At 68.8% G+C, this 26023-nt stretch carries 26 protein-coding genes; 16 read left to right on the forward strand and 10 right to left on the reverse strand.

Features of this window, described 5'->3' with window-relative positions:
- Window positions 1-16: 16 nt before the first annotated feature.
- Complete coding sequence (locus tag AB0K11_RS03305) at window positions 17-466, reverse strand: SRPBCC family protein (protein WP_364972127.1); 450 nt, start codon at window positions 464-466, stop codon at window positions 17-19.
- 80 nt (window positions 467-546) lie between these two features.
- Between AB0K11_RS03305 and AB0K11_RS03310 the strand changes: the two genes are divergently transcribed.
- The 3 genes from AB0K11_RS03310 to AB0K11_RS03320 are packed head-to-tail and all read left to right on the forward strand — an operon-like array spanning window position 547 to window position 2899.
- Window positions 547-690: a hypothetical protein gene (locus tag AB0K11_RS03310; protein WP_364972130.1), complete on the forward strand. Its 144-nt coding sequence runs from the start codon at window positions 547-549 to the stop codon at window positions 688-690.
- 50 nt (window positions 691-740) lie between these two features.
- Window positions 741-2009: a primosomal protein gene (locus AB0K11_RS03315; protein WP_364972132.1), complete on the forward strand. Its 1269-nt coding sequence runs from the start codon at window positions 741-743 to the stop codon at window positions 2007-2009.
- A gap of 44 nt (window positions 2010-2053) precedes the next feature.
- Window positions 2054-2899, forward strand: a complete 846-nt coding sequence (locus AB0K11_RS03320; protein ID WP_364972135.1) for an alpha/beta hydrolase — start codon at window positions 2054-2056, stop codon at window positions 2897-2899.
- Here AB0K11_RS03320 and AB0K11_RS03325 read toward each other — a convergent pair.
- The 3 genes from AB0K11_RS03325 to AB0K11_RS03335 are packed head-to-tail and all read right to left on the reverse strand — an operon-like array spanning window position 2878 to window position 5709.
- Window positions 2878-3978, reverse strand: a complete 1101-nt coding sequence (locus AB0K11_RS03325) for an adenosine deaminase (protein WP_364972138.1) — start codon at window positions 3976-3978, stop codon at window positions 2878-2880. The two genes, AB0K11_RS03320 and AB0K11_RS03325, sit on opposite strands and share 22 nt — an antisense overlap.
- 19 nt (window positions 3979-3997) lie before the next feature.
- Complete coding sequence (locus AB0K11_RS03330; protein WP_364972141.1) at window positions 3998-5296, reverse strand: thymidine phosphorylase; 1299 nt, start codon at window positions 5294-5296, stop codon at window positions 3998-4000.
- Window positions 5293-5709: a cytidine deaminase gene (locus AB0K11_RS03335; RefSeq protein WP_364972143.1), complete on the reverse strand. Its 417-nt coding sequence runs from the start codon at window positions 5707-5709 to the stop codon at window positions 5293-5295. The genes AB0K11_RS03330 and AB0K11_RS03335 overlap by 4 nt, the downstream gene beginning before the upstream one ends.
- Window positions 5710-5926: 217 nt before the next feature.
- Between AB0K11_RS03335 and sdhC the strand changes: the two genes are divergently transcribed.
- From sdhC to AB0K11_RS03355, 4 genes are read left to right on the forward strand one after another with little or no spacing between them, the layout of a single operon-like run.
- Window positions 5927-6355, forward strand: a complete 429-nt coding sequence (gene sdhC, locus AB0K11_RS03340) for a succinate dehydrogenase, cytochrome b556 subunit (protein WP_364972145.1) — start codon at window positions 5927-5929, stop codon at window positions 6353-6355.
- Window positions 6352-6828: a succinate dehydrogenase hydrophobic membrane anchor subunit gene (locus AB0K11_RS03345; protein WP_364972147.1), complete on the forward strand. Its 477-nt coding sequence runs from the start codon at window positions 6352-6354 to the stop codon at window positions 6826-6828. The genes sdhC and AB0K11_RS03345 overlap by 4 nt, the downstream gene beginning before the upstream one ends.
- A gap of 14 nt (window positions 6829-6842) precedes the next feature.
- On the forward strand, window positions 6843-8597 hold the full coding sequence (gene sdhA / locus AB0K11_RS03350; RefSeq protein ID WP_364972149.1) for a succinate dehydrogenase flavoprotein subunit: 1755 nt from the start codon (window positions 6843-6845) through the stop codon (window positions 8595-8597).
- Window positions 8597-9373, forward strand: a complete 777-nt coding sequence (locus AB0K11_RS03355) for a succinate dehydrogenase iron-sulfur subunit (protein ID WP_364972151.1) — start codon at window positions 8597-8599, stop codon at window positions 9371-9373. The genes sdhA and AB0K11_RS03355 overlap by 1 nt, the downstream gene beginning before the upstream one ends.
- An 82-nt stretch (window positions 9374-9455) precedes the next feature.
- On the opposite strand, the gene AB0K11_RS03360 is transcribed toward AB0K11_RS03355, so the two are convergent.
- The gene (locus AB0K11_RS03360) at window positions 9456-10592 is read right to left on the reverse strand and encodes an AI-2E family transporter (RefSeq protein WP_364972153.1); all 1137 of its coding nucleotides are present in this window, start codon (window positions 10590-10592) and stop codon (window positions 9456-9458) included.
- A 94-nt stretch (window positions 10593-10686) separates the two neighbouring features.
- Between AB0K11_RS03360 and AB0K11_RS03365 the strand changes: the two genes are divergently transcribed.
- Window positions 10687-11295, forward strand: coding sequence for a carboxymuconolactone decarboxylase family protein (locus tag AB0K11_RS03365; protein ID WP_364972155.1), 609 nt, complete (start codon window positions 10687-10689; stop codon window positions 11293-11295).
- Here the strand turns inward: AB0K11_RS03365 and AB0K11_RS03370 are convergent.
- Together AB0K11_RS03370 and AB0K11_RS03375 are read right to left on the reverse strand one after the other, a co-directional pair.
- Window positions 11228-12178, reverse strand: a complete 951-nt coding sequence (locus AB0K11_RS03370) for a sigma-70 family RNA polymerase sigma factor (RefSeq protein ID WP_364972158.1) — start codon at window positions 12176-12178, stop codon at window positions 11228-11230. The two genes, AB0K11_RS03365 and AB0K11_RS03370, sit on opposite strands and share 68 nt — an antisense overlap.
- A gap of 274 nt (window positions 12179-12452) precedes the next feature.
- A complete protein-coding gene (locus AB0K11_RS03375) occupies window positions 12453-12938 on the reverse strand; it encodes an ArsI/CadI family heavy metal resistance metalloenzyme (RefSeq protein WP_364972160.1) in 486 nt (161 codons plus the stop codon).
- A 100-nt stretch (window positions 12939-13038) separates the two neighbouring features.
- Here AB0K11_RS03375 and AB0K11_RS03380 point away from each other — a divergent pair, with 100 nt between their 5' ends.
- From AB0K11_RS03380 to AB0K11_RS03390, 3 genes are all read left to right on the forward strand, one after another.
- The gene (locus AB0K11_RS03380; RefSeq protein WP_364972163.1) at window positions 13039-13398 is read left to right on the forward strand and encodes an Rv2640c family ArsR-like transcriptional regulator; all 360 of its coding nucleotides are present in this window, start codon (window positions 13039-13041) and stop codon (window positions 13396-13398) included.
- Between the two features lie 147 nt (window positions 13399-13545).
- Window positions 13546-15084, forward strand: coding sequence for an APC family permease (locus AB0K11_RS03385; RefSeq protein ID WP_364972165.1), 1539 nt, complete (start codon window positions 13546-13548; stop codon window positions 15082-15084).
- 28 nt (window positions 15085-15112) lie between these two features.
- Window positions 15113-15970 (forward strand): universal stress protein, encoded by an 858-nt coding sequence (locus tag AB0K11_RS03390; protein ID WP_364972167.1) that lies wholly within the window; start codon window positions 15113-15115, stop codon window positions 15968-15970.
- Window positions 15971-15976: 6 nt separating this feature from the next.
- On the opposite strand, the gene AB0K11_RS03395 is transcribed toward AB0K11_RS03390, so the two are convergent.
- Complete coding sequence (locus AB0K11_RS03395; protein ID WP_364972170.1) at window positions 15977-17464, reverse strand: gamma-aminobutyraldehyde dehydrogenase; 1488 nt, start codon at window positions 17462-17464, stop codon at window positions 15977-15979.
- A gap of 123 nt (window positions 17465-17587) precedes the next feature.
- Between AB0K11_RS03395 and AB0K11_RS03400 the strand changes: the two genes are divergently transcribed.
- The 4 genes from AB0K11_RS03400 (at window position 17588) to AB0K11_RS03415 (ending at window position 21900) form a co-directional block, all read left to right on the forward strand.
- On the forward strand, window positions 17588-18106 hold the full coding sequence (locus tag AB0K11_RS03400) for an Lrp/AsnC family transcriptional regulator (protein ID WP_364972172.1): 519 nt from the start codon (window positions 17588-17590) through the stop codon (window positions 18104-18106).
- Window positions 18103-19488, forward strand: coding sequence for an aspartate aminotransferase family protein (locus AB0K11_RS03405; RefSeq protein ID WP_364972174.1), 1386 nt, complete (start codon window positions 18103-18105; stop codon window positions 19486-19488). The genes AB0K11_RS03400 and AB0K11_RS03405 overlap by 4 nt, the downstream gene beginning before the upstream one ends.
- An 11-nt stretch (window positions 19489-19499) precedes the next feature.
- On the forward strand, window positions 19500-20507 hold the full coding sequence (locus AB0K11_RS03410) for an SMP-30/gluconolactonase/LRE family protein (RefSeq protein WP_364972177.1): 1008 nt from the start codon (window positions 19500-19502) through the stop codon (window positions 20505-20507).
- A gap of 154 nt (window positions 20508-20661) precedes the next feature.
- Window positions 20662-21900 carry a D-alanyl-D-alanine carboxypeptidase family protein gene (locus AB0K11_RS03415; protein ID WP_364972180.1) on the forward strand — a complete coding sequence of 413 codons (1239 nt, stop codon included), beginning with the start codon at window positions 20662-20664 and terminating at the stop codon, window positions 21898-21900.
- A 3-nt stretch (window positions 21901-21903) separates the two neighbouring features.
- Here the strand turns inward: AB0K11_RS03415 and AB0K11_RS03420 are convergent, their stop codons facing one another.
- The gene (locus AB0K11_RS03420; RefSeq protein ID WP_364972182.1) at window positions 21904-23145 is read right to left on the reverse strand and encodes an agmatinase family protein; all 1242 of its coding nucleotides are present in this window, start codon (window positions 23143-23145) and stop codon (window positions 21904-21906) included.
- Window positions 23146-23324: 179 nt separating this feature from the next.
- Window positions 23325-24857, reverse strand: a complete 1533-nt coding sequence (locus tag AB0K11_RS03425) for an amino acid permease (RefSeq protein ID WP_364972185.1) — start codon at window positions 24855-24857, stop codon at window positions 23325-23327.
- A 125-nt stretch (window positions 24858-24982) separates the two neighbouring features.
- Between AB0K11_RS03425 and AB0K11_RS03430 the strand changes: the two genes are divergently transcribed.
- Entirely contained in the window at window positions 24983-26023 is a 1041-nt protein-coding gene (locus AB0K11_RS03430) for a putative nucleotidyltransferase substrate binding domain-containing protein (protein WP_364972187.1), read from the forward strand.

Genomic DNA, 26023 nt, shown 5'->3' on the forward strand with positions numbered 1-26023 from the left:
GGTCCGCCGCCGGCGGTCAGGCCTCGACGACGACCTTGATGCGTTCCAGGGTGGTGCGCATGTCGCGGAGATTGCGTCGCTTGCGCGGATACCCGAGGAACTCGATCGGCCGCAGGAACGGCGACTCGATCGTCCGGAACGACTCGGTCACGGCGGTTCCGTCGCCGTCCGGCGCGAAGGCGTAGTGCCAGTTGTTGACCGCCCGGTCACCGGCCAGGACGGCGAAGCCGAACTCACGACCCGGTTCGCACGCTGTCACCCGGCAGGTCGCCCAGTAGACGGGGCCGATCTCGTTGCGCTTGACGTGGCCACGGAACCGGGCACCCACCGCCGGACCGTTCGCGCCGTCGAGCCATTCGGCCTCGAACACCTCGGGCGAGAACCGCCCGGTGTTGCGGACATCGGCCACCAGACTCCAGATGTCCATCGCGGGCGCCTTCATGTGGACAGTCACAGCTCCGCGCATCCGCCGAGACTAGCCCGGCCCGCGGGTGTCGGTCGGCGGCCGGGACGGAACCTGACGGTTGCCATTGCCGTCTGAACGACATGGACGACTTCGAGGCGACGATGGCCCGCGCGCGGGCGCAGGCCGCAATGCTCGACGGTGCCGCCGAGGCACTCTGCGACGCCGAGCGGGCCGAGGACGCGACCCGCCTGCTCGAGGCTTTGCGCGCCGACCTGGAGCGCTAACCCGGCACGAGCCTCACGACCCGCCAGGGCACGTCGTTAGGCTGTGCCGCATGGCTGCTGACATCGTGCCGGTTCGGCTCGGGCTGACCAAGGGTGATCTGTACACACTGTGGGCTCCTCGCTGGCGGGATGCCGGCGACGAGTGGGAGGCGTTCCTCGGTGCGGGCGACGACCTCTACGCCTTCGAGTCGGTGGCCGACCTGGTCGCATTCGTGCGGACGAACACCGAGAACGACCTGACCGACCACCCGGCCTGGACGAAGCTCACCGAGGCGAACGCGCACCGGTTCACGCCCGCCGACGACCGCACGCACGACATCGTCGGCGTGCCCGAGGTCGTCGCCGACAAGCCGACCGAGGAGTCGGTGAAGGCGCTGCACGCCACACTGGCGCTGGTGTCGTCCATCGGCTCGGTGTGTGACATGCCCGCGGTCACCAAGTTCTTCAACGGCAACCCGGTGGTGGGCTCCCTCGGCGGCGGCGTCGAGGCGTTCAGCGGCCGGGCCGGACGCAAGCGGTGGGGCGAGATCGAGGCGGCGGTGGGGCGCGGCTGGGACGGCGTCCTCGACGCGATCGACGAGATCGTCACCATCCCCGACGTCGACTCCGCGGCCGCCGAGAAGGCCGGGGCCGAGCTGCTCGAGCCCGCGCCCGAGGTGGAGGACGAGGACGTCGCGGCGTCGGTCGAGACCGCCGAGGACGACGACGAGGCCGAGGTGGTCGAGGGCGACGCGCCCGAAGACCAGGCAGCCGGCCTGGTGCTCGGCAGCGACGACGACTTCTGGCTCAAGGTCGGCATCGACCCGGTACGCATGATGACCCGGTCGGGCACGTTCTTCACGCTGCGCTGCTACCTCGACGACGAGCCGGTGTTCCTCGGCCGCAACGGCCGGATCAGCGTGTTCGGCTCCGAGCGGTCGCTGGCCCGCTACCTGGCCGACGAGCACGACCACGACCTGTCCGATCTGGCCACCTACGACGACATCCGCACCGCCGCCACCGACGGCTCGCTGGAGGTCGTGGTCAGCGACGAGAACGTCTACGTGCTGAGCGGCATCGCCGACGACATCTCCGACGGACCCGACAGCCTGGACCGTGAACAGCTCGAACTGGCCGTCGAACTGCTGCGCGACGTCAGCCAGTACGCGGAGGACACCACCGTCGAGGAGAAGCTCGGGCCGGGTCAGCCGCTCGGCAAGGTGATCGCCTTCGCGCTCGACCCCGACTCCGCTGACCGCCCGAAGCCGCCGTACGCGAAGGCCGTGGCGCAGTGGGAGGAGCTGGAGAGCTTCGTCGAGTCGCGGCTTCGCGAGGAGTAGCGGTCCGGCGATGACTTCCGGCGCCCGGGCCGGTCGATAGTGGCATGACCCGATCGATCTCAACGCACACCATCGACGTCCCCGGCGCCCGCCTGTACTACGAGGTGCGCGGCGAAGGTCCGCTGCTGCTGGTCATCGGCTCGCCGATGGCCTCGGCGGAGTTCGCGCCCCTGGCCGACGCGCTCGCCGACCATCACACCGTCGTCACCTACGACCCCCGGGGTTATGCCGCCAGCACGGTCGACGACCCGGACGCACCGTGCGGTGTCGAACAGCGCGCCGACGACGTGGCGGCGGTGCTCGACGACCTCGGCGCCCAGACCGCCGACCTGTTCGGCTCCAGCGGCGGAGCGGTCACCGGCTTGGCGTTAGCCGCCCGTCGTCCCGGCCGGATCGGCACCCTGGTCGCCCACGAGCCGCCCGTCATCGAACTGCTGTCCGACGCCGAGGAGCAGCGTGCCGGCGCGCGGGCGGTCATCGACACGTTCCATCGCGAGGGCTTCACCGCCGGTTGGGCACACTTCATGCGCAACGCCGGGTTCGAGGTGTCGGTGGACGATGCGCCGCAGCTTCCGGAGGAGCAGTCACCCGACGAGGCCCGTCAGATGGCGAGGTTCTTCGACATCGATCTCCTGCCGACATCGCTGTACCTGCCCGACATCGAGGCGCTCACCTCCGGCTCGACCCGCGTCATCCTCGGGGTCGGCGTCGAATCCGGCGCCCTGATCACCCACCGGACGTCCCTCGCGCTGGCGGAGCGGCTTGGTGCGCCGGTCGCGCAGTTCCCCGGTGACCACGGCGGTTTCATGGGCGCGCCGGCGGAGTTCGCCGATGCGCTGCGCGAGGTGCTGACGTCGTCGCGCGCGGCTCAGCCGACGAGGACCGCGTAGCGCGGCTTGATGACGTCGTCGATGAGCGCCAGCCGTTCGTCGAACGCGATGAACGAGGACTTCATGGCATTGATGGTGAATCGCAGCAGATCGCTCCAGCCGTAACCGAATGCCTCGACCAGCCGCAGCATCTCGTTGCTCATCGTGGTGTCGCTCATCAGCCGGTTGTCGGTGTTGACGGTCACCCGGAAGCGGGACCGGGCCAGCAGGTCGAACGGGTGCTCGGCGATGCTGTTCACGGCACCGGTCTGCACGTTGGAGCTCGGGCACAGTTCGAGCGGAATTCTCTTGTCGCGCAACAGCCCCGCCAATCGTCCCAGCCGCACCGACCCGTCGCCGGCCACGGTGATGTCGTCGACGATCCGCACCCCGTGGCCGAGCCGGTCGGCGCCGCAGAAGGCGATGGCCTCGTGGATTGAGGGCAGTCCGAACGCCTCCCCCGCGTGAATCGTGAAGCGCGCGTTGTTACCTCGCATGTATTCGAACGCATCGAGATGACGGGTGGGCGGGTAACCGGCCTCGGCGCCCGCGATGTCGAAACCCACGACTCCCCTGTCGCGGAATCGGATCGCGAGCTCGGCGATCTCGCGGGACCGGGCGGCGTGGCGCATCGCGGTGACCAGACACCGCACGGTGATCGACCGACCCTCGGCGGCGGCCGCCTTCTCGCCGTCGGCGAAGCCGGCCAGCACCGCGTCGACGACGGCGTCGAGCGACAACCCGCCGTCGATGTGCAGTTCGGGTGCGAACCGGATCTCGGCGTACACCACGTTGTCGCCGGCCAGGTCCTCGACGCACTCGAAGGCGACGCGGTGCAGTGCCTCCGGTGTCTGCATCACCCCGACCGTGTGGGCGAACGGCTCGAGGTAACGCACCAGCGACCCGCTGTGCGCGGCGGTCCGGAAGAAGTCAGCCAGGTCGTCGACGTTGTCGGCGGGCAGGTCCGCGTAGCCGTACTGCCCGGCGAGCTCCAGAACGGTGCCGGGCCGGAGACCGCCGTCGAGATGGTCGTGCAACAGCGCCTTGGGTGCCTGCCGGATGTTGTCGATCGTCAACGGCAGCGGTCCGGTCGTCGTCATGGCTCCATCTTCCGTCCGGTCAGGTGATTCGGTCGAGGATCAGCGGGCGGTGCGGTGGCGCGGCGTCGCCGACGGCCCAGCCGCCGTCCAGTTCGGCCAGGGCGGGCCCGAGCCGCTCCGGGGTGTCGGTGTACAGCGTGAACAACGCCTCGCCCGCCGACACCGGCTCGCCGGGCCTGCGGTGGATGTGGACGCCGGCTCCGAACTGCACCTGCTCCCCCGGCGCGGAACGGCCCGCCCCGAGGCGCCACACCGCCAGGCCCACCGCCATCGCGTCGATGCGGCCCATCGTGCCGCCGCGCGACGCCGTGACGGTCTCGGTGTGCGCGCCCAGCGGCAGCGGCGCCGTCAGGTCCCCGCCCTGCGCGGAGACCAGGTCGCGGAACCGGTCCATCGCGGTGCCGTCGCGCAGGGTGTCGGCGGGGTCAACGCCGTCCAGTCCGGCCGCATCGAGCATCTCGGCGGCCAGCGCGAGCGTCAGTTCCACGACGTCGTCGGGGCCGCCGCCGGCGAGCACCTCGAGCGACTCGGTGACCTCGACGGCGTTGCCCACGGCGCGGCCCAGCGGCACGTCCATGTCGGTCAGCAGCGCGCGGGTGGCCAGCCCGTGCGCGGCGCCCAGGTCGACCATCGTGCGGGCCAGCGCACGCGCCTCCTCCTCGGACGGCAGGAACGCACCGGAACCCACCTTGGTGTCCAGCACGAGCGCCCGGGCGCCCTCGGCGATCTTCTTGCTCATCACGGAACTGGCGATCAGCGGCAGCGACTCCGTGGTGCCCGTCACGTCGCGCAGCGCGTAGATCTTACGGTCGGCCGGTGCGAGGTCGCCTGCGGCGAAGACGGCGGCGCCCAGGTCGCAGAGTTGTTGACGGATCTGCTGTTTGGACAGTTCGGCGGAGAAGCCGGGGATCGCCTCGAGCTTGTCCAGGGTGCCGCCGGTGTGGCCGAGCCCGCGACCGGCGGCCTGCGGGACGGCCCCGCCGCAGGCCATCACGACGGGCACCAGCGGGATGGTGATCTTGTCGCCCACCCCGCCGGTGGAATGCTTGTCCACCAACGCCAATGGCCTGCCGTCACGGCGCAGGCCGGTGAAGTCGAACCGCTCACCCGAGGCCACCATGGCCGCCGTCCACCTGGCGATCTCGGCGTCGGTCATCCCCCGCAGGAAGATCGCCATCAGCAGGGCGGCCATCTGACCGTCGTCGACGCGGCCGCGGGTGTAGCCGTCGATCACCCAGTCGATCGCCGCGTCGGACAGCACGCCGCCGTCCCGCTTGGTCCGGATGACCGTCGGCGCGTCGAATGTGAACTGCGTCACGGGCTTTCCCCCGCGTCACGACGGGTCATGTCCTCGGGGCCGAACGCGTCCGGCAGCAGCTCGCCGAGCGGGCGGGGGCCACGGGGGTGGTCGATCAGCAGGCCCGGTCCGCCGTGCTCGAGCAGCACCTGGCGGCAGCGCCCGCAGGGCATCAGCACCTCGCCGTCGGGGCCCACACACGACAGCGCCACAAGCCGTCCGCCGCCGCTGGAATGAAGGTCGCAGACCACAGCGCACTCGGCACAGAGACCCAGGCCATATGAGACATTCTCCACATTGCATCCAGCCACCAGCCGGTGATCGTCGACCAGCGCCGCCGCGCCGACACGGAACCGCGAGTACGGCGCGTAGGCATGCGCCGATACGGTAATCGCCTTGCGGCGCAACATGTCCCAGTCGATCTCAGCGGTCATGCCGGGCCGTCCGAGCCGTTTCTGAATCCATTCCGAACACCTCGTCCCGTAACCCGAAGTCCCAGATAGGGCACCCTAATTTCGCCCTCCTGATCGGGGCATACGGCTACACGCTAGTTCGTTCGTCAGTACAAAGGGGATTAGAGTCGCCCCGAGGTTTGGGGCCCGGATTTCAGGGCCGAGCCCCAGGCGTCCACCGATGGCGTTGGAGGGTCACATGAGTACCGCGACATCACCCGATACGGACATAGCCGCGCCGCGGTCACAGCCGGCGAAACGCCGGACCCTGTACCGCGGCGACCCGGGCATGTGGTCGTGGGTGCTGCACCGCATATCGGGCGCGACGATCTTCTTCTTCCTCTTCGTCCACGTGCTCGACACCGCGCTGGTGCGCGTCAGCCCGCAGGCCTACAACGAGATCATCGAAACCTACAAGTCGCCGATCATCGGCCTGATGGAGATCGGCCTGGTGGCCGCGGTGCTCTATCACGCGCTCAACGGCATCCGGGTGATCCTGATCGACTTCTGGGCGAAGGGCCCGCGCTACCAGCGGCAGATGCTGTGGGTGGTGGCCGGCGTCTTCCTCACCGTGCTGATCGCGTCGCTGGGCGTCATCGGCATGCACATGGCGGAGCGATTCCTATGAGTGGCGAGAACCCCTACGACCACATCAGCGACCGCGGCGGTATCGCCCCGGTGATGCAGCGCAGCCACGACCGGCCTGCCGGGCTGGACAACCCGCGCGCACCGCGCCGCGCCGCCGGCATGCCCAACTTCGAGAAGTACACCTGGCTGTTCATGCGAATGTCTGGTGTCGTCCTCATCTTTCTCGCGCTGGGCCACCTCTTCATCATGTTGATGTGGGAGGACGGCGTGTACCGCATCGACTTCAACTACGTCGCCGAACGCTGGTCGTCGCCGTTCTGGCAGACCTGGGACCTGCTGCTGCTGTGGCTGGCGCAGCTGCACGGCGGCAACGGCATGCGCACGATCATCGCCGACTACGCCCGCAAGGACTCCACCCGGTTCTGGCTGAACACCGTGCTCGCGCTGTCGATCCTGTTCACGCTGGTGCTCGGCACCTATGTGCTGGTGACGTTCGACGCGAACATCTCATGATCGGGAGCTTCTGAATGATCCAGGAACATCGCTACGACGTCGTCATCGTCGGGGCAGGCGGCGCGGGCATGCGCGCGGCGGTCGAGGCCGGTCCACGCGCCCGCACGGCGGTGCTGACCAAGCTCTACCCGACGCGCAGCCACACCGGCGCAGCACAGGGCGGTATGTGCGCCGCGCTGGCCAACGTCGAGGACGACAACTGGGAGTGGCACACCTTCGACACCGTCAAGGGCGGCGACTACCTCGCCGACCAGGACGCCGTCGAGATCATGTGCAAGGAAGCCATCGACGCGGTGCTCGACCTCGAGAAGATGGGGATGCCCTTCAACCGCACCCCCGAGGGCCGCATCGATCAGCGCCGGTTCGGCGGCCACACCCGGGACCACGGCAAGGCGCCCGTGCGGCGGGCCTGTTATGCCGCTGACCGCACCGGCCACATGATCCTGCAGACCCTCTATCAGAACTGCGTCAAGCACGACGTCGAGTTCTTCAACGAGTTCTACGCGCTCGACATCTCGCTGACCGAGACGCCCGGTGGGCCGGTGGCCACCGCGGTCATCGCCTACGAGCTGGCCACCGGTGACATCCACATCTTCCACGCCAAGGCGATTGTGTTCGCGACCGGCGGTTCGGGCCGGATGTACAAGACCACGTCGAATGCGCACACACTGACCGGCGACGGGCTGGGCATCATCTTCCGTAAGGGACTTCCCCTGGAGGACATGGAGTTCCACCAGTTCCATCCGACCGGCCTGGCCGGGCTGGGCATCCTGATCTCCGAAGCGGTGCGCGGCGAGGGCGGGCGACTGCTCAACGGCGAGGGTGAGCGCTTCATGGAGCGCTACGCGCCGACGATCGTCGACCTCGCACCCCGCGACATCGTGGCGCGGTCGATGGTGCTCGAGGTGCTCGAGGGCCGCGGCGCCGGGCCGAACAAGGACTACGTGTACATCGACGTGCGCCATCTCGGCGCCGACGTGCTCGAGGCCAAGCTGCCCGACATCACCGAGTTCGCCCGCACCTACCTCGGGGTGGATCCGGTGACCGAACTGGTGCCGGTCTACCCGACCTGTCACTACGTGATGGGCGGCATCCCGACCAACATCAACGGCCAGGTGCTGCGCGACAACAACAGCGTCGTCCCGGGCCTCTACGCCGCAGGCGAGTGTGCGTGCGTCTCGGTGCACGGCGCCAACCGGCTGGGCACCAACTCGCTGCTGGACATCAACGTGTTCGGCCGCCGCGCCGGCATTGCCGCGGCCAACTACGCCGCGGGCCACGACTTCGTGGAGATGCCGGAGAAGCCTGCCGACATGGTCGTCGGCTGGGTCGGCGACATCCTCTCCGAACACGGCAACGAGCGCGTCGCCGACATCCGCGGGGCCCTGCAGCAGTCGATGGACAACAACGCCGCGGTGTTCCGCACGGAGGAGACCCTCAAGCAGGCGCTCACCGACATCCACACGCTCAAGGAGCGTTACGCACGCATCTCGGTGCAGGACAAGGGCACACGCTACAACAGTGATCTGCTGGAGGCGATCGAGCTGGGCTTCCTGCTCGAGCTGGCCGAGGTCACCGTGGTCGGCGCGCTCAACCGCAAGGAGTCGCGCGGCGGCCACGCCCGCGAGGACTACCCGAACCGCGACGACACCAATTACATGCGCCACACCATGGCGTACAAGCAAGGGGCGGATCTGCTGAGCGACATCCGGCTGGATTACAAGCCGGTGGTGCAGACCCGCTACGAGCCGATGGAGCGGAAGTACTGATGAGCGCGCCCGCAATCGAGAAGAACGACGCCACCACACCTCCCGTGCCGGAGGGCTCGGTGATGGTGACGCTCAAGATCGCCCGCTTCAACCCGGAGAACCCGGACGCCGCAGGCTGGCAGAGCTTCCGGGTGCCCTGCCTGCCGAGCGACCGGCTGCTCAACCTGCTGCACTACGTCAAGTGGTATCTCGACGGCACGTTGACGTTCCGGCGGTCGTGCGCGCACGGCGTCTGCGGAAGCGACGCCATGCGGATCAACGGCGTGAACCGGCTGGCGTGCAAGGTGCTGATGCGCGACATGCTGCCCAAGAAGGCCTCCAAGCAGCTGACGATCACCATCGAGCCGATCCGCGGGTTGCCCGTGGAGAAGGACCTGGTGGTCGACATGGAGCCGTTCTTCGACGCCTACCGCGCCGTCAAGCCGTTCCTGGTGACCAGCGGCAACCCGCCGACCCGCGAGCGCATCCAGAGCCAGACCGACCGCGCCCGCTACGACGACACCACCAAGTGCATCCTGTGCGCCTGCTGCACCACCAGCTGCCCCGTTTTCTGGACCGAGGGCTCGTACTTCGGACCGGCGGCGATCGTCAACGCGCACCGCTTCATCTTCGACAGCCGTGACGAGGCGGCGGCCGAGCGGCTGGACATCCTCAACGAGAAGGACGGCGTGTGGCGCTGCCGCACCACGTTCAACTGCACGGAGTCCTGCCCGCGTGGCATCCAGGTGACGCAGGCGATCCAAGAGGTCAAGCGCGCCCTGATGTTCGCCCGCTAGGTTCTCTTCTCCGCCGAGCGTGAGCTTGTTCGTCAGTTCCGGCGGAATTCTCGCGCACTAGCTCACGTTCGGCGCTCGAACGTCAGGACTCGGCTTCAGCCGGCTCTGGTTCGGGCTGCGGTTCGGGCGGGTCCTCGCCGGCCTGCCTGCCCACCTGTTCGCCGTAGTAGCGGATGATCACCGCCGCCGCGGCGGCCACCGGCACGGCCAGGAACGCACCGACCACCCCGAACGTCGAGGCGCCCAGCGTCACCGCCAGCAGCACGATCACTGCGTGCAGCTTCATCGACTTCGACTGCAACCACGGCTGCAGCACGTTGCCCTCGAACTGCTGCACGGCCAGGATGATCCCCAGCACGATGAGCGCATCGACCGGTCCGTTGGAGACCAGCGCGATGAGCACGGCGAGGCCACCGGCGACGAAGGCGCCGACGATCGGCACGAACCCGCCGATGAACGTGATGATCGCCAGCGCATAGGCCAGCGGGACGCCCACGATCACCAGCCCGATCCCGATGAGCACCGCGTCGACGAGACTCACCAGCGCCTGGGTCCGGATGAATCCGCCGAGGCTCGTCCAGACCCGGTCGAGGACCTCTGCCAGGTGGGGTGCGGCCGGCTTGCCGACGATGCCCCGCAGCCACGGGATGAAGCGTGGGCCGTCCTTGAGCAGGAAGAAGGTCACCACGAGCGTGGTGAACACGGTCACCAGGGCCGACGTGGCGGCGCCAACGCCGGTGAACACGCCCGACGCGATCTGCGCGCTGCTCGAGTTCAGCCGATCGGTGACGGCGGCGACGGCCGAGTTCAGTTGCGCCTCACTGATGTTCAGCGGCGGCCCACCGAGCCAGTCCTGTATCTTCACCACGCCCGCCGAGGCCTGTTCGGCCAGTTCCGTGGACTGCTCGACGATCGCCGGCGCCACCGCGGCGACCACACCGGCGATCACCCCCATTGCGATCAGCAGGACCACCGCGACCGCCGCCGCCGGAGGGACACCCCTGTCGCGCAGCCAGCGCGCCGGTGGCCACAACACCGTGCACACGATCAACGCCAGCACGACGGGCAGGATGACCACCCACGTCTTGCCGACCACCCACGCCAGACCCCACAGTGCCGCGGCGACCGCGACGAGCTGGACCGCCACCACCGCGGTCGACCGGAGGTGCGCGCGATAGATCGACCCACGGCTGGGCAGCGCCGTCGTGTTGTCAGTCACCCCTGACTTCTACCCGCGATCGGACGATCCGAGTACTCGATGGCCGAATTCGGTGTCACACTTTCGCGGGCTGTCTCGTCTGAAGGGTATGACCATGAATCATTCGACATCACGCATCGAGCCCGTCACCCCCAAGCGCGCGTCACTGCTGACCAAGCTGATGTACCGGACGGCCAGGCGCCGCTTCGGCGAGGTGCCCGAGCCCTTCGCCGTCGCCGCCCACCACCCGCGGCTGATGCTGGCCAACCTCGTCCACGAGGGCATGCTGCAGTCCGGATCGAAGAAGCTGCCTTCCAGCGTCCGCGAACTGGCCGTGTTCTGGGCGGCGCGCACCGTGGGCTGCTCGTGGTGTGTTGACTTCGGGGCAATGCTGCAGCGCCTCGACGGACTCGACGTCGACCGGCTCAAGGAGATCGACGACTACGCGACGTCCCCGCGCTACACCGACGACGAGCGAGCCGCGATCGCGTACGCCGACGCGATGACCACCGATCCGCACACCATCACCGACGAGCAGGTGGCCGATCTGCGGCAACGCTTCGGCGACGACGGGGTGATCGAATTGACCTACCAGATCGGGGTGGAGAACATGCGTGCCCGCATGTACTCGGCACTGGGGATCACCGAGCAGGGCTTCAGCTCCGGCGACGCCTGCCGGGTGCCGTGGGCGACGGAGGGCAGGAACGAAGCGGAGAGCCGGTGAACTTGTCGGGGTTCGCGACATCCCAGATGGCGCAGACCTTCCCGTCGCGGACGGTGACCGCCTGGATGTGCGGCGCCATCTCCGGCCATTCGCCGTCGGCGGCCAGACCCGCGGTGTAGAGCCCGATCTCACCGTTGACGAGGGCGAGCTGCCCCGCCTCGAAGAATCGCGGGCCGTAGCGGCGGGCCAGCCCGAAGATGAACCGGGCGACCTTGTCGGCGCCGTGGATGACGCGGGCAGCCGTGGGTGCCTTGCGATTCGAGTCGCCGGTGAAGGTGACGTCGGGGTGCAGCAGCTCGACGACGGCGGCCATGTCACCCGACGCCATGGCCGCCATCAACTTCCCCACCACCTCGTCGTGGGACGGGTCGCGGGCCGGCGCCTGCGCATCGGCGACGATTCGCCGTGCACGCGAGCCGAGTTGGCGGGCCGAGGCTTCGGTGGTCCCGAGCACCGCGGCGATCTCGCCGAACGGCAGCGAGAATCCGTCGTGCAGCACGAAGGCGACCCGCTGGTCGGGTGTCAGCAGTTCCAGCACCACCATGGCCGCGAATCGCGCGTCCTCGGCGGCGACCACCGCGGCGAGCGGGTCGCTGTCGCCGAAGCCGGTGACGACCGGTTCCGGCAGCCATTCGCCGACGTAGGTCTCCCGCCGCCGGGCAGCCGAGCGCAGGCGGTCGAGGCCGATGCGGCTGACCACCGTCGTCAGCCAGGCGCGTGGGTCGGCGATTCGGGCGCGGCCGTCGCCCAGCGCATCCCATCGCAGCCACGCGTCCTGCACCGCGTCCTCGGCGTCGGCCACGGAGCCGGTCAGCCGGTAGGCCACCGAGAGCAGGTGCGGGCGGGCCTGCTCGAAGTCCAGGGTGCGCTCGGCGGTGGTCACGTCCCAAGGGTAGGTCCGCGGGCCACGGTCGGGTAGTGCACTACTCACGCCAGGTGCAACGGCAGACGCGATGCTTCGACCCATGGCGGCGAACGACGATGGACGGTTCTGCGATCGCGTGCTTCGGACCGGTGGTCGGGTGGGTGACGTCCCGGATCCCGGACCGACGGACCGGATGTGTTTCGCCGTCGTCCGTCGCGACTCTCACCGCCGCGGTCGGCGTGGCCGCGGCGGTGAAGACCTCCGACGGTGAGCGGCCCGGGTCTACTCGGGCTCAGCAGCAGGAATCGGCGCCGGCCGGCTCGGCCGCCCCGGACTCAGCGGAGCCGCCGCAGCACACCCCGTCCTGCGCCTCGCCCGACTCGTCGAGATGTTGCGGGCTGGTGCCGAAGGTGTCGGAGTCGGACAGCACGGTGTAGACCTCCCACTTCTCCCCGGCCGGTCCGGTCACCCAGACCTTGTCCTGGGTTGCGAAGCAACACGTGGTGCCGATCTCCTCGTCGGTGAACAGACCCTCGTCGGTCAGCCGGGCGATCTCGGCGTGCACCTGCTCGCTCGACGCGACCTCCACGCCGAGGTGGTTGATGGTGCCGCCCTTGCCGGGGTTCTCCAGCAGCACCAGCTTCAGTGCCGGCTCGGTGACTGCGAAGTTGGCGTAGCCCGGCTTCACCTTCGCCGGGGTGGTGCCGAACAGCTTGGAGTAGAACGTGATCGCCTCGTCGAGGTCGTCGACGTTGAGGGCCAGTTGGACACGGGACATGATGAACCTCCATTACGGATGAGACATATATCGAACTGACGCGTCGGACTCAGGATGCCACCTTTTTGATATATGTCAAGACAGATGGCATGATGGCCCCATGCCCAAGGCGCTGCCCGTCATCGACATGTCGGCCCCGGTGTGCTGCGCCCCGGTGGCCGCAGGCCCGATCAGCGACGAGGACGCCCTCGCCGTCGCGATGCGACTCAAGGCGATCGCGGACCCGATGCGGGTGAAGATCATGTCGCACCTGTTCAGCTCCGATGCCGGCGAGGAGACCAGCGGCGGCCTCGCCGCCGTGCTCGACCTCAGCGAGTCCACCGTCAGTCACCACCTCGGCCAGTTGCGCAAAGCGGGTCTGGTCGAGTCCGACCGACGCGGCATGAATGTCTTACATCGAGTCAAACCCGAAGCGCTGCAAGCACTCTGCGTCGTTCTCGATCCCTCCTGCTGCACGTAGCGGGAATCCGCGGCGGCACGGGGCCTGCACAGTCGATTCACGCGAGACAACGTGGGTCAGGCAACCGATTCCGTCGCTGTGTTACCCATACGAAAACTAATCCGTTGTATCGACCCACGTACACCACCGGAACCGTATATTTCCGGCATGGCAATCAAGGAACCGCCGACCTCGGCTGTCGGCGACAAGGGGCTGCAGGCGGGGGCCCTTGGCCTGGTCGGCAACATCGTCATCGGCCTCGGCGCCGTCGCACCGGCGTACAGCCTCGCCGCGACGCTGGGCTTCGTGGTGCTGGCGGTCGGCGACAAGGCGCCTGCGATGTTCGTGCTGGCGTTCATCCCGATGCTGTTGGTCGCCTTCGCCTACAAGGAGTTGTCCCAGGACACGCCTGACTGCGGAACGACCTTCACCTGGGGCACCAAGGCGTTCGGCCCGTGGATCGGCTGGATCGGCGGGTGGGGTCTGGCGGTATCGGCGATCATCGTGCTGGCCAACGTCGCCGAGGTGGCGGCGATCTACCTCTACCGCTTCCTGGGCACACTCACCGGCGGCGAGGAGAACAACTTCTTCAACAGCCTCGCGGACAGCCTGACCGCCAAGGTGCTGCTCGGCTGCTTCTTCATCCTTGCCATGACGGCGGTGAGTGCCAGGGGAATCGTTCTCTCCGAACGCATTCAGAACGTGTTGATCGGAATCCAGTTCGTCGTGCTGGTGGGTGTCAGCGTCGTCGCACTGGGTCGGGTGTTCGCCGGCAACGCGGGCGAGCAAGCCATCAGCCCGTCGCTGTCGTGGCTGTGGCCGGGCGGTCTGGACTCCTCGTCCATCGCCGCGGCGGTCATCCTGTGCATCTTCATCTACTGGGGCTGGGACGCCTGCCTGGCCGTCGGCGAGGAGACCAAGGACCCCGGCCGGACGCCGGGCATCGCCGCGGTGATCACCACGCTGATCCTGGTGTGCACCTACGTGCTCGTCGCCTTCGCCGTGCAGTCCTTCGCCGGGTTCGGCACCGAGGGCATCGGCCTGAAGAACGAGGAGAACGCCGACGACGTGCTGACCATCCTCGGCGATCCGGTGGCAGGGATCGTGGTGTCCGCGCTGTTGATGCTCACCGTGTCGATCTCGGCTCTGTCCTCGACGCAGACCACGATCCTGCCGACGGCGCGCGGAACCCTGTCGATGGCGGTGTACGAGGCCATTCCGCAGCGCTTCGCCCGGGTGCATCCCCGGTTCATGACCCCGGCGTTCGGCACCATGGTGATGGGCGTCGCGGCGCTGTGCTTCTACCTCGTGCTGTCGTTCGTCAGCCAGAACGCCCTGCAGGACTCCGTGGCGTCCCTTGGCCTTGCGGTCGCGTTCTACTACGGCATCACCGCATACGCCTGCGTCTGGTACTTCCGGCGAACCCTGTTCACCTCGGCCCGGAACCTGTTCTTCCGCGGCATCTTCCCGCTGCTCGGCGCCGCGGCGATGACGTGGGCGTTCGTCAAGAGCGCGATCGACATGGTCGCCGAGGACTACGGCGAGACCGCGTACGGCGGTGTGGGTGGCGTGTTCGTCCTCGGTGTCGGCATGCTGGCTCTCGGGGTTCCCCTGATGCTGGCGTGTTTCGCATTCGGCACCAAGCGGTTCTTCCGCGGTGAGACGCTGACCGCGAGCACCGAAGTCAAGGTTCCCGACACCTTCTGATGTCGTCGCCTCGAGAGAAGGACCAGTCATGCATCTGACAGTCGGATATCTGGCCACACCGACCGGCGACGACGGTGTCGCCCTTGCCAGCGCACTCGCCAGGACCTTCGACGCCACCGTGGACGTGGTGCTGGTGGTCCGCGAGGAGATGCCCGACGGCAGCCCGGGCCGCAGCGAGTACCAGCGGTTGCTCGTCGAGCGCGGCGAGGAGTGGGTGTCGCGCGCGGTGGATGCGTTGGCGGCCAAGGGTGTCAGCGCCGGATCGGCGGTCACCGTCGGCGAGTCCTTCGCCCAGTCGCTGCTGCAGTTCGCCGAGGAGAAGTCCTCGGACCTCATCGTGGTGGGCGGCGCCCGCGACGGGTTCTTCGGCGGCCACACCATCGGCCCCGTCACCGGTGCGCTGCTGCATTCCTCGCCGATCCCCGTGGCGCTCGCACCGCGCGGTTACGCCGAGGATCCCGACGACGACATCGCCGCCATCACCGCGGCGGTGCCCACCCGGCCCGGCGACGACAACCCGCTGCCGTTCGCCCTCACCCTGGCCAGCGCCGCCGGTCTGCCGATCCGCATGCTGTCGCTGGTGTCGGCGGAGAATCTCGCCGAGGCCGAGAGCGTGAAGGAGGTGCGGCAGTTCCAGATCGCCGCCGCCGAGGAGAACCTCGCCGTCGCGGCGCGCGCCCTGCCCGACGCACCCGAGATCGAATCCCTGGTCGCCGAGGGCATGACCCTGGAGTCCGCGCTCAAGAAGCTCAGGTGGGACGACGGCGCCCTGCTCGTCGTCGGTTCCAGCCGGTTCGCCGCACCGAGGCGGATCTTCCTGGGGTCCACGGCCGCCCGCATCCTGGCCGGCGTCGACGTCCCCGTGATCGTGGTGCCCCGCGAGTGACGGTGGTCAGCGCCGCCTGAAGATGGTGCGGTGCCACTCCTTTTCGGCAACCCCGGTGATGTCGCTCATCACGTGTTTGACGGTGAGGTACTCCTCGAGGGAGTAGTCGCTCATGTCCTTGCCGAAGCCCGATGCGCCGACGCCGCCGTGCGGCATCTCGCTGATGATCGGGATGTGGTCGTTGATCCACACGCAGCCGGCCTGGATCTCGCGTGACGCCCGCTGGGCGCGGTACACGTCACGGGTCCACGCCGACGCGGCGAGCCCGTAGTCGGTGTCGTTGGCCTGCCGCAGGGCGTCGTCGTCGTCGGTGAACGGCCGCACGGTGAGCACCGGCCCGAAGATCTCGTCGCGGTACACCTCGGAGTCCTCGGCCACGTCGGCGATCAGCGTCGGCGCGTAGAACGAACCCGGAAGGTCCGGTGTGGTGCCACCGGTGACGATCCGCCCGCCCTGGCCGGGCGCCCGCTCGACCATGCCGGCCACCTTCGCGCGGTGTGCCATCGAGATCAGCGGGCCGAGGTCGGTGTCGGGGTCGTGCGGGTCGCCGACGACGATCTTGCTCATCACCTCGGCGACCCCGGCGACGAAGTCGTCGTAGAGGTCGCGTGCCACGATCGCCCGGGTCGCGGCCGTGCAGTCCTGGCCCGTATTGATCAGCGCGCCGGCCACTGCTCCCTGGATCGCGGCGTCGAGGTCGGCGTCGTCGAACACCACGAACGGCGCCTTGCCGCCGAGTTCCAGCTGGGTGCGGTGGCCGTACGCGGCGGCGGCGGCCATCACCTTGCGGCCGACCGGCGTTGACCCGGTGAACGTCACCAGGTCGACGTCGCGGTGGCCGGCCAGTGCGCTGCCGACGTCGTGTCCCGCACCGGTGACGACGTTGAGCACACCCGCGGGCAATCCGGCCTCGGTGGCCAGCCGGGCCAGGGTCAGCGTGGTCAGCGGGGTGATCTCGGCGGGCTTGATCACCACCGCGCACCCGGCGGCGAGCGCGGGCAGCACCTTCCACACCGCCATCTGCAGCGGATAGTTCCACGGCGTGATGGTGGCGACGACGCCGATGGCCTCGCGCCGGATGCTCGAGGTGTGGTCGCCGGAGTACTCCGCGGTCGCCTTGCCCTCGAGATGTCGCGCCGCGCCCGCGAAGAAGTCGATGTTGTCGACGCTGCCCGGGACGTCGAACTCGGCGGCCAACCGCACCGGCTTGCCGGTCTGACTCACCTCCTCGGCGACGAGGTCGTCGGCGTGCTCGTCGGCCAGCTTCGCCAGCCGGGCGAGCACCGCCGACCGGTCGGCGGGGGTGGCGGTGGCCCAGCCGGTCAGCGCGCGCCGGGCGGAGGCGACGGCCGTGTCGACGTCGCCGGGGGTGGCCAGCGCGTACTCGGCGACGACCCGGCCGCTCGCCGGATCGATGACCCGGTGGCTGTCGCCGCCGGTCGCCACCGCCGCCCCGTCGATCCAGCTGCCTGCCACGTTCGTCGCCACGGTCATGCGCCAACGCTATCCGACGGCCCCTACGCGTGGCTACGCAATCCAGCCGCCGCGCAGGCTCGAAACAATCGATTTCATACGTCTGGTTGCCTGCAACGACGGATTCCGTGCACAATCACTGGCATGACCAATCCGGATGGTCAACCCGTCACCCCACCCGTCGGCTTGCGCGTCAACCCGTCGCGGCCCGGCGCGTTCCAGCTCGACGAGCTGTCCAAGGCCATCATCGAGAAGCTGCAGCAGGACGGCAGGCGCTCGTATGCCGGAATCGGCAAGGCCGTCGGCCTGTCCGAGGCCGCCGTGCGCCAGCGGGTTCAGCGCATGGTCGACGCCGGCGTGATGCAGATCGTCGCCGTCACCGATCCGATGCAGCTGGGCTTCGCCCGCCAGGCGATGATCGGCATCCGCTGCACCGGCGACACCACCAAGATCGCCGACAAGCTCGCGGGCATGGCACAGGTCGACTACGTCGTGCTCACCGCCGGATCCTTCGACGCCATCGTCGAGGTGGTCTGCGAGGACGACGACGACCTGCTCGACCTGCTCAACACCCAGATCCGCGCACTGCCGGGAGTGATATCCACCGAAACGCTTGTCTACTTGAAACTTGTTAAGCAGCAATACAATTGGGGTACACGATGACAACAACCGATATCACCGAACCAGTGACCACCGATCTGGCCGCGAAGGCCAGCAGGTACCTGTGGGGGCACTTCGCCCGCCACGGAGAGAACATCTCGCCGCCGATCATCACCCGCGGCGAGGGCACCACGATCTGGGACGACAAGGGCCGCAGCTACATCGACGGCCTGTCCGGGCTTTTCGTGGTCCAGGTCGGCCACGGCCGCGCCGAACTGGCCGAGGCCGCCGCCAAGCAGGCCGAGAAGCTGGCGTTCTTCCCGCTGTGGTCCTACGCCACTCCCCCCGCGATCGAACTCGCCGAGCGGTTGGCCAACTACGCACCCGGCGACCTCAATCGCGTCTTCTTCACCACCGGCGGCGGCGAGGCCGTCGAGAGTGCGTGGAAGCTGGCCAAGCAGTACTACAAGCTGGTCGGCAAACCCGGAAAGCACAAGGTGGTTTCGCGTGCGGTGGCCTACCACGGCACGCCGCAGGGCGCGCTGGCCATCACCGGTGTCCCGGCGTTCAAGGCGCCGTTCGAACCGCTCACCCCCGGCGGGTTCCGCGCGCCGAACACCAACTTCTACCGCGCCCCGGCGAACTACGCGCACGACGAGAAGGCGTTCGGCCAGTACTGCGCCGACCGCATCGCCGAGGCCATCGAGTTCGAGGGCCCCGACACCGTCGCGGCCGTGTTCCTCGAACCCGTGCAGAATGCCGGCGGCTGTTTCCCGCCGCCGCCGGGCTACTTCGAGCGGGTCCGCGAGATCTGCGACCGCTACGACGTGTTGCTGGTCTCTGACGAGGTGATCTGCGCGTACGGCCGGATCGGCTCGATGTTCGCCTGCGACGACTTCAACTACGTGCCGGACATCATCACCTGCGCCAAGGGCCTGACCTCCGGCTACTCGCCGATCGGCGCGATGATCGCCAGCGACCGGCTGTTCGAGCCGTTCAACGACGGCAAGACCGCCTTCGCCCACGGCTACACGTTCGGCGGTCACCCGGTCTCGGCCGCCGTCGCGATGGCCAACCTGGACATCTTCGAGCGTGAAGGCCTCAACGCCCGGGTCAAGGAGAACGCACCGGCGTTCCGCGCCACCCTCGAGCGGCTCTACGACCTGCCGATCGTCGGCGACGTCCGCGGCGAGGGCTACTTCTACGGCATCGAACTGGTCAAGGACAAGGCGACCAAGGAGACCTTCAACGACGAGGAGTCCGAACGTCTGCTGCGCGGCTTCCTGACGCCTGCACTGTTCGAGGCGGGCCTGTACTGCCGCGCCGACGACCGTGGCGACCCGGTGGTGCAGCTGGCGCCGCCGCTGATCAGCGGACAGGCCGAGTTCGACGCGATCTACGACATCCTGCACAGCGTGCTGGGTGAGGCGAGCCGGCGACTCTAGGAGGTAGGCGGGTGTCGCCGGAACGGAAGCCGCCGATCGACCCGGTGCGGTGGCAGCCGCCGCCGGTGACACCGCTGCCCGAATTGCCCGCTCCCGCAGTGACCGTCGTCCCGGTACCCGGCCACGCCCCCGAGGACGTGGTCGTCGACGCCGACGGCGCGGTGTGGACCGGGGTGGACGACGGCCGGATCCTGCGGATCGATCCCGACGGCCGGGCCGACGTGGTCGCCGACACCGGTGGCCGGCCGCTCGGGCTCGCGATCGCGCGCGACGGCAGACTGCTCATCTGCGACAGCCCGCGCGGCCTCCTCACGCTCGACCCCCGCAGCGGAGTGCTGCAGCCGCTGGTCGAGCACATCGACGGCCGGCACCTGCAGTTCTGCTCGAATGTTACTGAAACAGTAGGCGGCACAATCTATTTCACCGAGTCGACCAGTGCGTTCACCTATCAGCACTTCAAGGGCGCGGTGCTCGAGGCGCGTGGGCGCGGCGGACTGTTCCGGCGGTCCACCGACGGGACGGTCAGCACCGTGCTCGACGGGTTGTACTTCACCAACGGTGTCACCCCGACCGCTGACGGATCGGCGCTGGTGTTCGCCGAGACGCTGGCCCGCCGGCTGTCCAAGTACTGGCTCACCGGTCCGCAGGCGGGTCAGGTGACGCCATTGGTGACGGGACTGCCCGGGCACCCCGACAATCTGTCCACCGGTGCCGACGGCCGCATCTGGTGCGCGATGGTCTCTCCGCTCAACACCACCGCCGAGTGGCTGGCACCCCGCCCGCCGATCCTGCGCCGACTCCTCTGGCGGCTGCCCGAGCGGTTCGCTCCCCAGCTCGAGCCCGAGGTGTGGGCGGTGGCGTTCGATCCGGACGACGGCAGACCCGTCGCCGGGCTGCGTACCGGCCATCCCGGCTTCGGCATGGTGACGGGTCTGGTCGAGGCCGGTGACCGGCTCTGGCTGGGCTGCATCGGGTCGGCCGCCGTCGCGCACGTCCCGCTCGACCAGTTGTCGCTCTGACGGCGCCGAAGTCGTTGAGATTGTCGTGAGATCGCGAATCGGTCTGCGATCGCGATCTGGAAGCAAACTCAACACCGGCTGAGTCACTTCAATCACTTCCGTCACAGCGTGGCTCCGCGCAATGCGGTAGTTGGTCGCCTAATCTGCGCAGACGATGGCAAAGTCACGCATCCTCTGCACCCGCGCCGCAGGGCTGCTGGCCGTCGCGGCGGTGGCCGCGGCGCCCGCACTGCTCGGCGCGCCCGCCGCCGGCGCCCAACCGGACGCGGCGCCCATCACGTGTCCGTACCGGGCGACCACCCCGCCCGCCATCGACGCGTCCGAAGAGCCCAAGCCCGGTCAGGCGCCGCCCGCCCCGCTTGCGGTACCGGACAAGACTCCGGGCGGAGACGGGCTGTCGGGCTGTGGCGTCATCACCGCGAACGGCACTCCGCCGCTGCCGAACGACATCTCGGCCGAAGCGTGGGTGGTCGCCGACCTCGACAGCGGCGACGTCATCGCCGCGAAGGACCCGCACGGCAGACACCGGCCCGCCAGCGTCATCAAGGTGCTGACCGCGATGGCCGCCATCGACCAGCTCAACCTCAACAAGACCGTGCCGGGCACCGCCGACGACGCCGCGGCCGAGGGCACCCGGGTGGGGGTCGGCGAGGGCGGCGTGTACACGATCAACGACCTGCTGCACGGCCTGCTCATGCACTCCGGCAACGACGCCGCGTACGCGCTGGCCCGCCAGCTCGGCGGCTGGGACACGGCGCTGCGCAAGATCAACGTGCTCGCCGACCAGCTCGGCGGCCGCGACACCCGGGTGGCCACACCGTCCGGTCTGGACGCACCGGGGATGAGTACGTCGGCCTACGACCTCGGATTGTTCTACCGCTACGCCTGGCAGAACCCGACGTTCACCGACATCGTCGCCACCCGCAGCTTTCAGTTCCCGGGCCGCGACGGCACCCCCTACGAGGTGGTCAACGACAACCAGCTGCTGGTCAACTACCCGGGCGCGATGGGCGGCAAGACCGGCTTCACCGACGACGCGGGCCAGACGTTCGTCGGCGCCGCCGAGCGGGACGGCCGCAGGCTGGTCGCCGTGCTGATGCGTGGCACCCGCCAGCCGATCGCGCCCTGGCAACAGGCCGCGCACCTGCTGGACTACGGATTCTCCGTGCCCGAGGGCACCAAGGTGGGCACCCTCGTCGAGCCCGATCCTTCGCTGCAGACCCCGCAGGCTCAGGAGGTCAAGGCGGACGCCGCCGCGGCAGCGCAGGCCGCCGCGGTGCTGCCGCCGGCCGACGCGATGCCCGTGCGGGTGGGCGTCGGGGTGGTCGGGGCGATCATCGTGTTCGGCCTGATCATGGCCGCCCGCTCGCTGAATCGCCGCGTGGCGCAATAGGGCTCAGAGATCGGTCTGCGGGCCCCAGGCGTGCCGGTCCTTCTTGGCCGCCCGCTTGCCGAGCTTGCCCTCGGCCACCAGCATCGCGAGGCTGTCGAGCACGATCCGCGAGCTGATCAGCGCGGTCTGTTCGGCCCAGTCGTAGGGCGGTGCGCACTCCACCACCTCCAGGCCGGCGAGCCCCTCGGCGGAGATCATCCTGATCAGATTGATCGCTTCCCGCGGCAGCAGACCACCCGGTTCCGGCCAGCCGGTGCCCGGTACGAAACCGGCGTCGATGACGTCGATGTCGAAGGACAGGTACACCGCCTTGGCGCCCTTCCACGCCGTCTCGAGTGCGAGCTCGACGACCTTCTCCAGCCCGACCCGCTCGATGTCACCGATCGAGATGACGGTGGTGCCGCGTTCGCGGCCGACCTTCACCCCGGCTCGCGGCGCCTGCCACCCGCCGATGCCCACCTGCACGAGATTGGTCGCCGGCGCGTTCTTGATGTTCGTCGCGTGGAACCACGGCGTGGTGTGCATGCGCTCGTCGAGATCGGTCTCCTGGGTGTCGACGTGGCGGTCGAAGTGGATGATGCCGATGTTGCCGTCGACGTGCGGCGCGATCCCGCGGATGGTGGGGTAACCGATCGAGTGGTCTCCGCCCAGCACCACGGGGAACACCCCGCGGCTGTAGACGTGCGAGATCGCCTGGCTGATCTGGTCGAACGACTTCTCCAGGTTGCCCGGAATGGTGAACACGTCGCCGATGTCGACCATGTTGAGCTGCTCGCGCAGATCGATGCCGAGTTCGTAGCAGTACGTGCCGAACAGGTTGGTCGAGCGGCGAATACCCTGCGGGCCGAATCGGGCGCCCGGCCGGTAGGTGGCGCCGGAGTCCAGGGGTGCGCCGAAGATCGCGACCTCGGCGTCGCTGACGTCGTTGACGTCCTCGAGATAGGGGCAGTTCAGGAACGTGCCACGCTCCCCCGCGAAGTGCGGCAGTTCACCGCGAGAGAAGGTCGGGATGCTCCGGTCCACCAGGGTCGGCGAACCCTGCAGACCGAACGCGAGGCCGCGCTGGATCTCCTCGTCGTGCCGGAACAAAGAGATGCGCGCTTCGGCTTCCTGGGCCCAGCGGCCCTGGCTCGCGGCGAATCCGTCGCTGTGCGAATGGGTGTGCGGCGCGCCGCCGTTCCGGTGCCGGTGAGCGGGTCCGCCCGTCTCGTGGGTGTGCGCTTCGGGGTCGTCCTGCTCAGCCACGGTGTGGACTCCTTCTCACGAGGTTTCCCATCGACAGTTCAGCCGGGTCGTCGATAGGCAGACGGCGATTCGTCGAGAGCGCTCACGCTACCGCCTTTCGGCCCCGGGATCGGGGACCTCCGCGGAATGTGTTGCGCGCGAACCGATGTACGGCAGCGATGGCGAGACGGGCGGTGCGCCTACTTCTTCTCCCCGACCAGCGCGTCGACGGGGGTGGGTGCGCCCTCACGGTCCTTGACGACGCGGTAGGCCGCGTACCCGACCACGAGGGTCAGCACGACGAAGATCAGCGCGAAGTATTGCAGGAACAGCGAGTCGCCCGCCGGGTTGTAGACCTCCTGGCGTGGCCAGCCGATGTTCACCACCAGCAGGGCGCCCATCACGACCGCGATCAGGTTCACCGGGATACCCCACCTGCCGAGGTCCATGATCGGCTTGCCGTAGGACAGGCTGGTCCCGCGAAGGCGGTGGATCAAGGCCGGCACGGTCACCATCAGATAGGCCAGGTAGACGATCACCACCGACACCGAGGCGATCGCGGCGAAGACACTGGATTGGCCGAGGTTCACCAGCAGCACCAGGATCGCCAGGGTGCTGACCGCGATCCCGGTGATCACCGGGGTGCCGGTCCGCTTGTTGACCTTGGCCAGGAATTTGCCGAACGGCAGCCGGTTGTCGCGGGCCATCGAGAACATCACCCGCGACGCCGAGGCCTGGATGGCCAGCGTGGCGGAGAAGATGGCCACCGCGACCAGGGCCAGCAGGGTCTTGCCGAGCCAGGTGTCGAGCTGACTCTCGATCACCCAGGCCATGCCGCCGCCGGCCAGGTCGTCACCGAGCGTGGGAGCCGACATCAGTGCGGCGAGGATCATCAGACCGCCGCCGAGGAACGACACCAGCAATGCGTTGACGATCGCCTTCGGCGCCGTGCGGCGCGGATCGCGGGTCTCCTCGGAGAGCTCGGCGGCACTGTCGAAGCCGTACATCACATAGGCGGCCATCAGCATCGACGCCAAGAAGGCGGGCAGATAGCTCACGCCGCTGCCGTGGCCCCCGGTGTCCGCAACGGCCTGTACCGGGTTGCGTTCGGCGGTCAGGAACATCGCGCCGACGATCAGCACCACACCGATGATCTCCAGCGTCACCCCGGTGACGGTGATGCGTGCCATGAACCGCACACCGGCGGCGCTGATGATGGTGCACAGCACGATGGTGACGGCCCCGAGCAGGATTCCGTTCGTCGCGCCGTCGACCGACAGCGGGTCCATGTCCGAGCCCACCACCTGGAATCCGCTCCAGATCGGGGGCAGCACGGTCTGCATCGCGATGGCCAGCGCGGCGATCGACACGATGTAGCCGACCAGCATGAACCATCCGGCGAACCAGCCGACGGCATCACCGGCCAGCCGTCGCGACCACTGGTAGATCGCGCCGGCGACGGGGAACTTGCCGGAGAGCTCGGCGAAGATCAGGCAGACGCAGAACTGGCAGAGGAACACGATCGGCCAGGTGAAGAAGAACGCCGGTCCGCCGAGGGCGAAGCCGAGCGGGAAGAAGGCGAACACCGTGGTCAGGATCGAGACGAAGGAGAAGCCGGACGCGAACGCGGCGTAACCGCCGATGCCCCGGTGGAGTTCCTGCGTGTAGCCCAGCTCCTCCAGCGTCGACGCGTCCTCCTTCGAGGAGATCGAGGGATCGGAGGTGGCAGTCATGACGCGCCACCCGGGTGCCGCCGACTATCTGTCATGCGACAGAAATTAGGTCAGGTTCGTTTTCCAGGCGTTTCGTGAATGTCACGGCTGTGTGACCAGGTGGCCGCAGGGTGACAATCGTCGGCATGGCATCGGTGTTCTCGGACGGGCATGACGTCGAGCGCGCGCTCAGCCGGATCGGTGCGGCCGCCGGCGAGGCGGAACTGCGCGACGCCATCGAGCGCGCACTGCAGGTCATCGCTGCCGAGCGGCGCGTGCGGGTGCCCGAGCTGGCCGCTGCATGGTCCGCGGTTCTGCTGCACGGCGCGGCAGGCGCCCTCCGGCTGACAGCCGGGCCGTCGACATGGACCTGGTTCGCCTCCGGCAGCGCGGCCCGTGGCGAGGCGGTGCCGTACTCGGACGTCGAGACGATGGTCGCGCTCGACGATTCGGTCGGCGACGACGACAAGGCCGCTGCGCTGGCACGCGCCGCCGACGTGCATGCGTTGCTCGAGCGCTGCGGCATCCACGGCGACGCGAACGGGGTGATGGCCAGTAGGCCCCGCTTCTGTCGTCGCGCCGCCAGTTGGTCCGCCGGGATCGAACACTGGTCGGCGGAACCCCACCGCGACCGCGGTGTGGTGATGACCGGCCTGATGGCGGATTCCACCGGGCTGCCCGGTTCGGCGCCACTGCCGGGCGACGCACTGCGGGCGCAGGTCGTGGCGGCCGCCGAGGGCAGCTACCCGGTGCGTCAGGCGATGCTGCAGGACGCCACGGCCGTGCGCGCCGCCGTCCCGTCGCGGCTGCGGGTGTTCGCCAGGAACGCCGACAGCGTGGACGTCAAGATGGCGGTGATCGACCCGGTCGTGAAGATCGCCCGGTGGGCTGCCCTCTCGGTGGGTTCCGGCGCGTTGTCGACACAGCTCCGGCTGGACGACGCGGCGTCGGCCGGCGTGCTCGAATCCGGCGACGCGGCCACGCTGAAGGACTGTTTCGAGTGGCTGCTGGGGTTCCGCTGGCGCACGCGGGCAGCCGGTTTCGTCGCAGGCCGCGCCGTCGGGGACGTGGTGTCGCTGTCCGAACTGGCCCCGCAGGAACGGGCCGCGTTGCGCAGCGTCGCGCGCGAGGTGGGCGGGGTCAGCCGGAAGCTGACCTATCTCGCATCGACGTCGGCGTTTCGCTGA

The sequence above is a fragment of the Mycobacterium sp. NPDC050551 genome (genome assembly GCF_040674075.1).
Lineage (GTDB): Bacteria > Actinomycetota > Actinomycetes > Mycobacteriales > Mycobacteriaceae > Mycobacterium.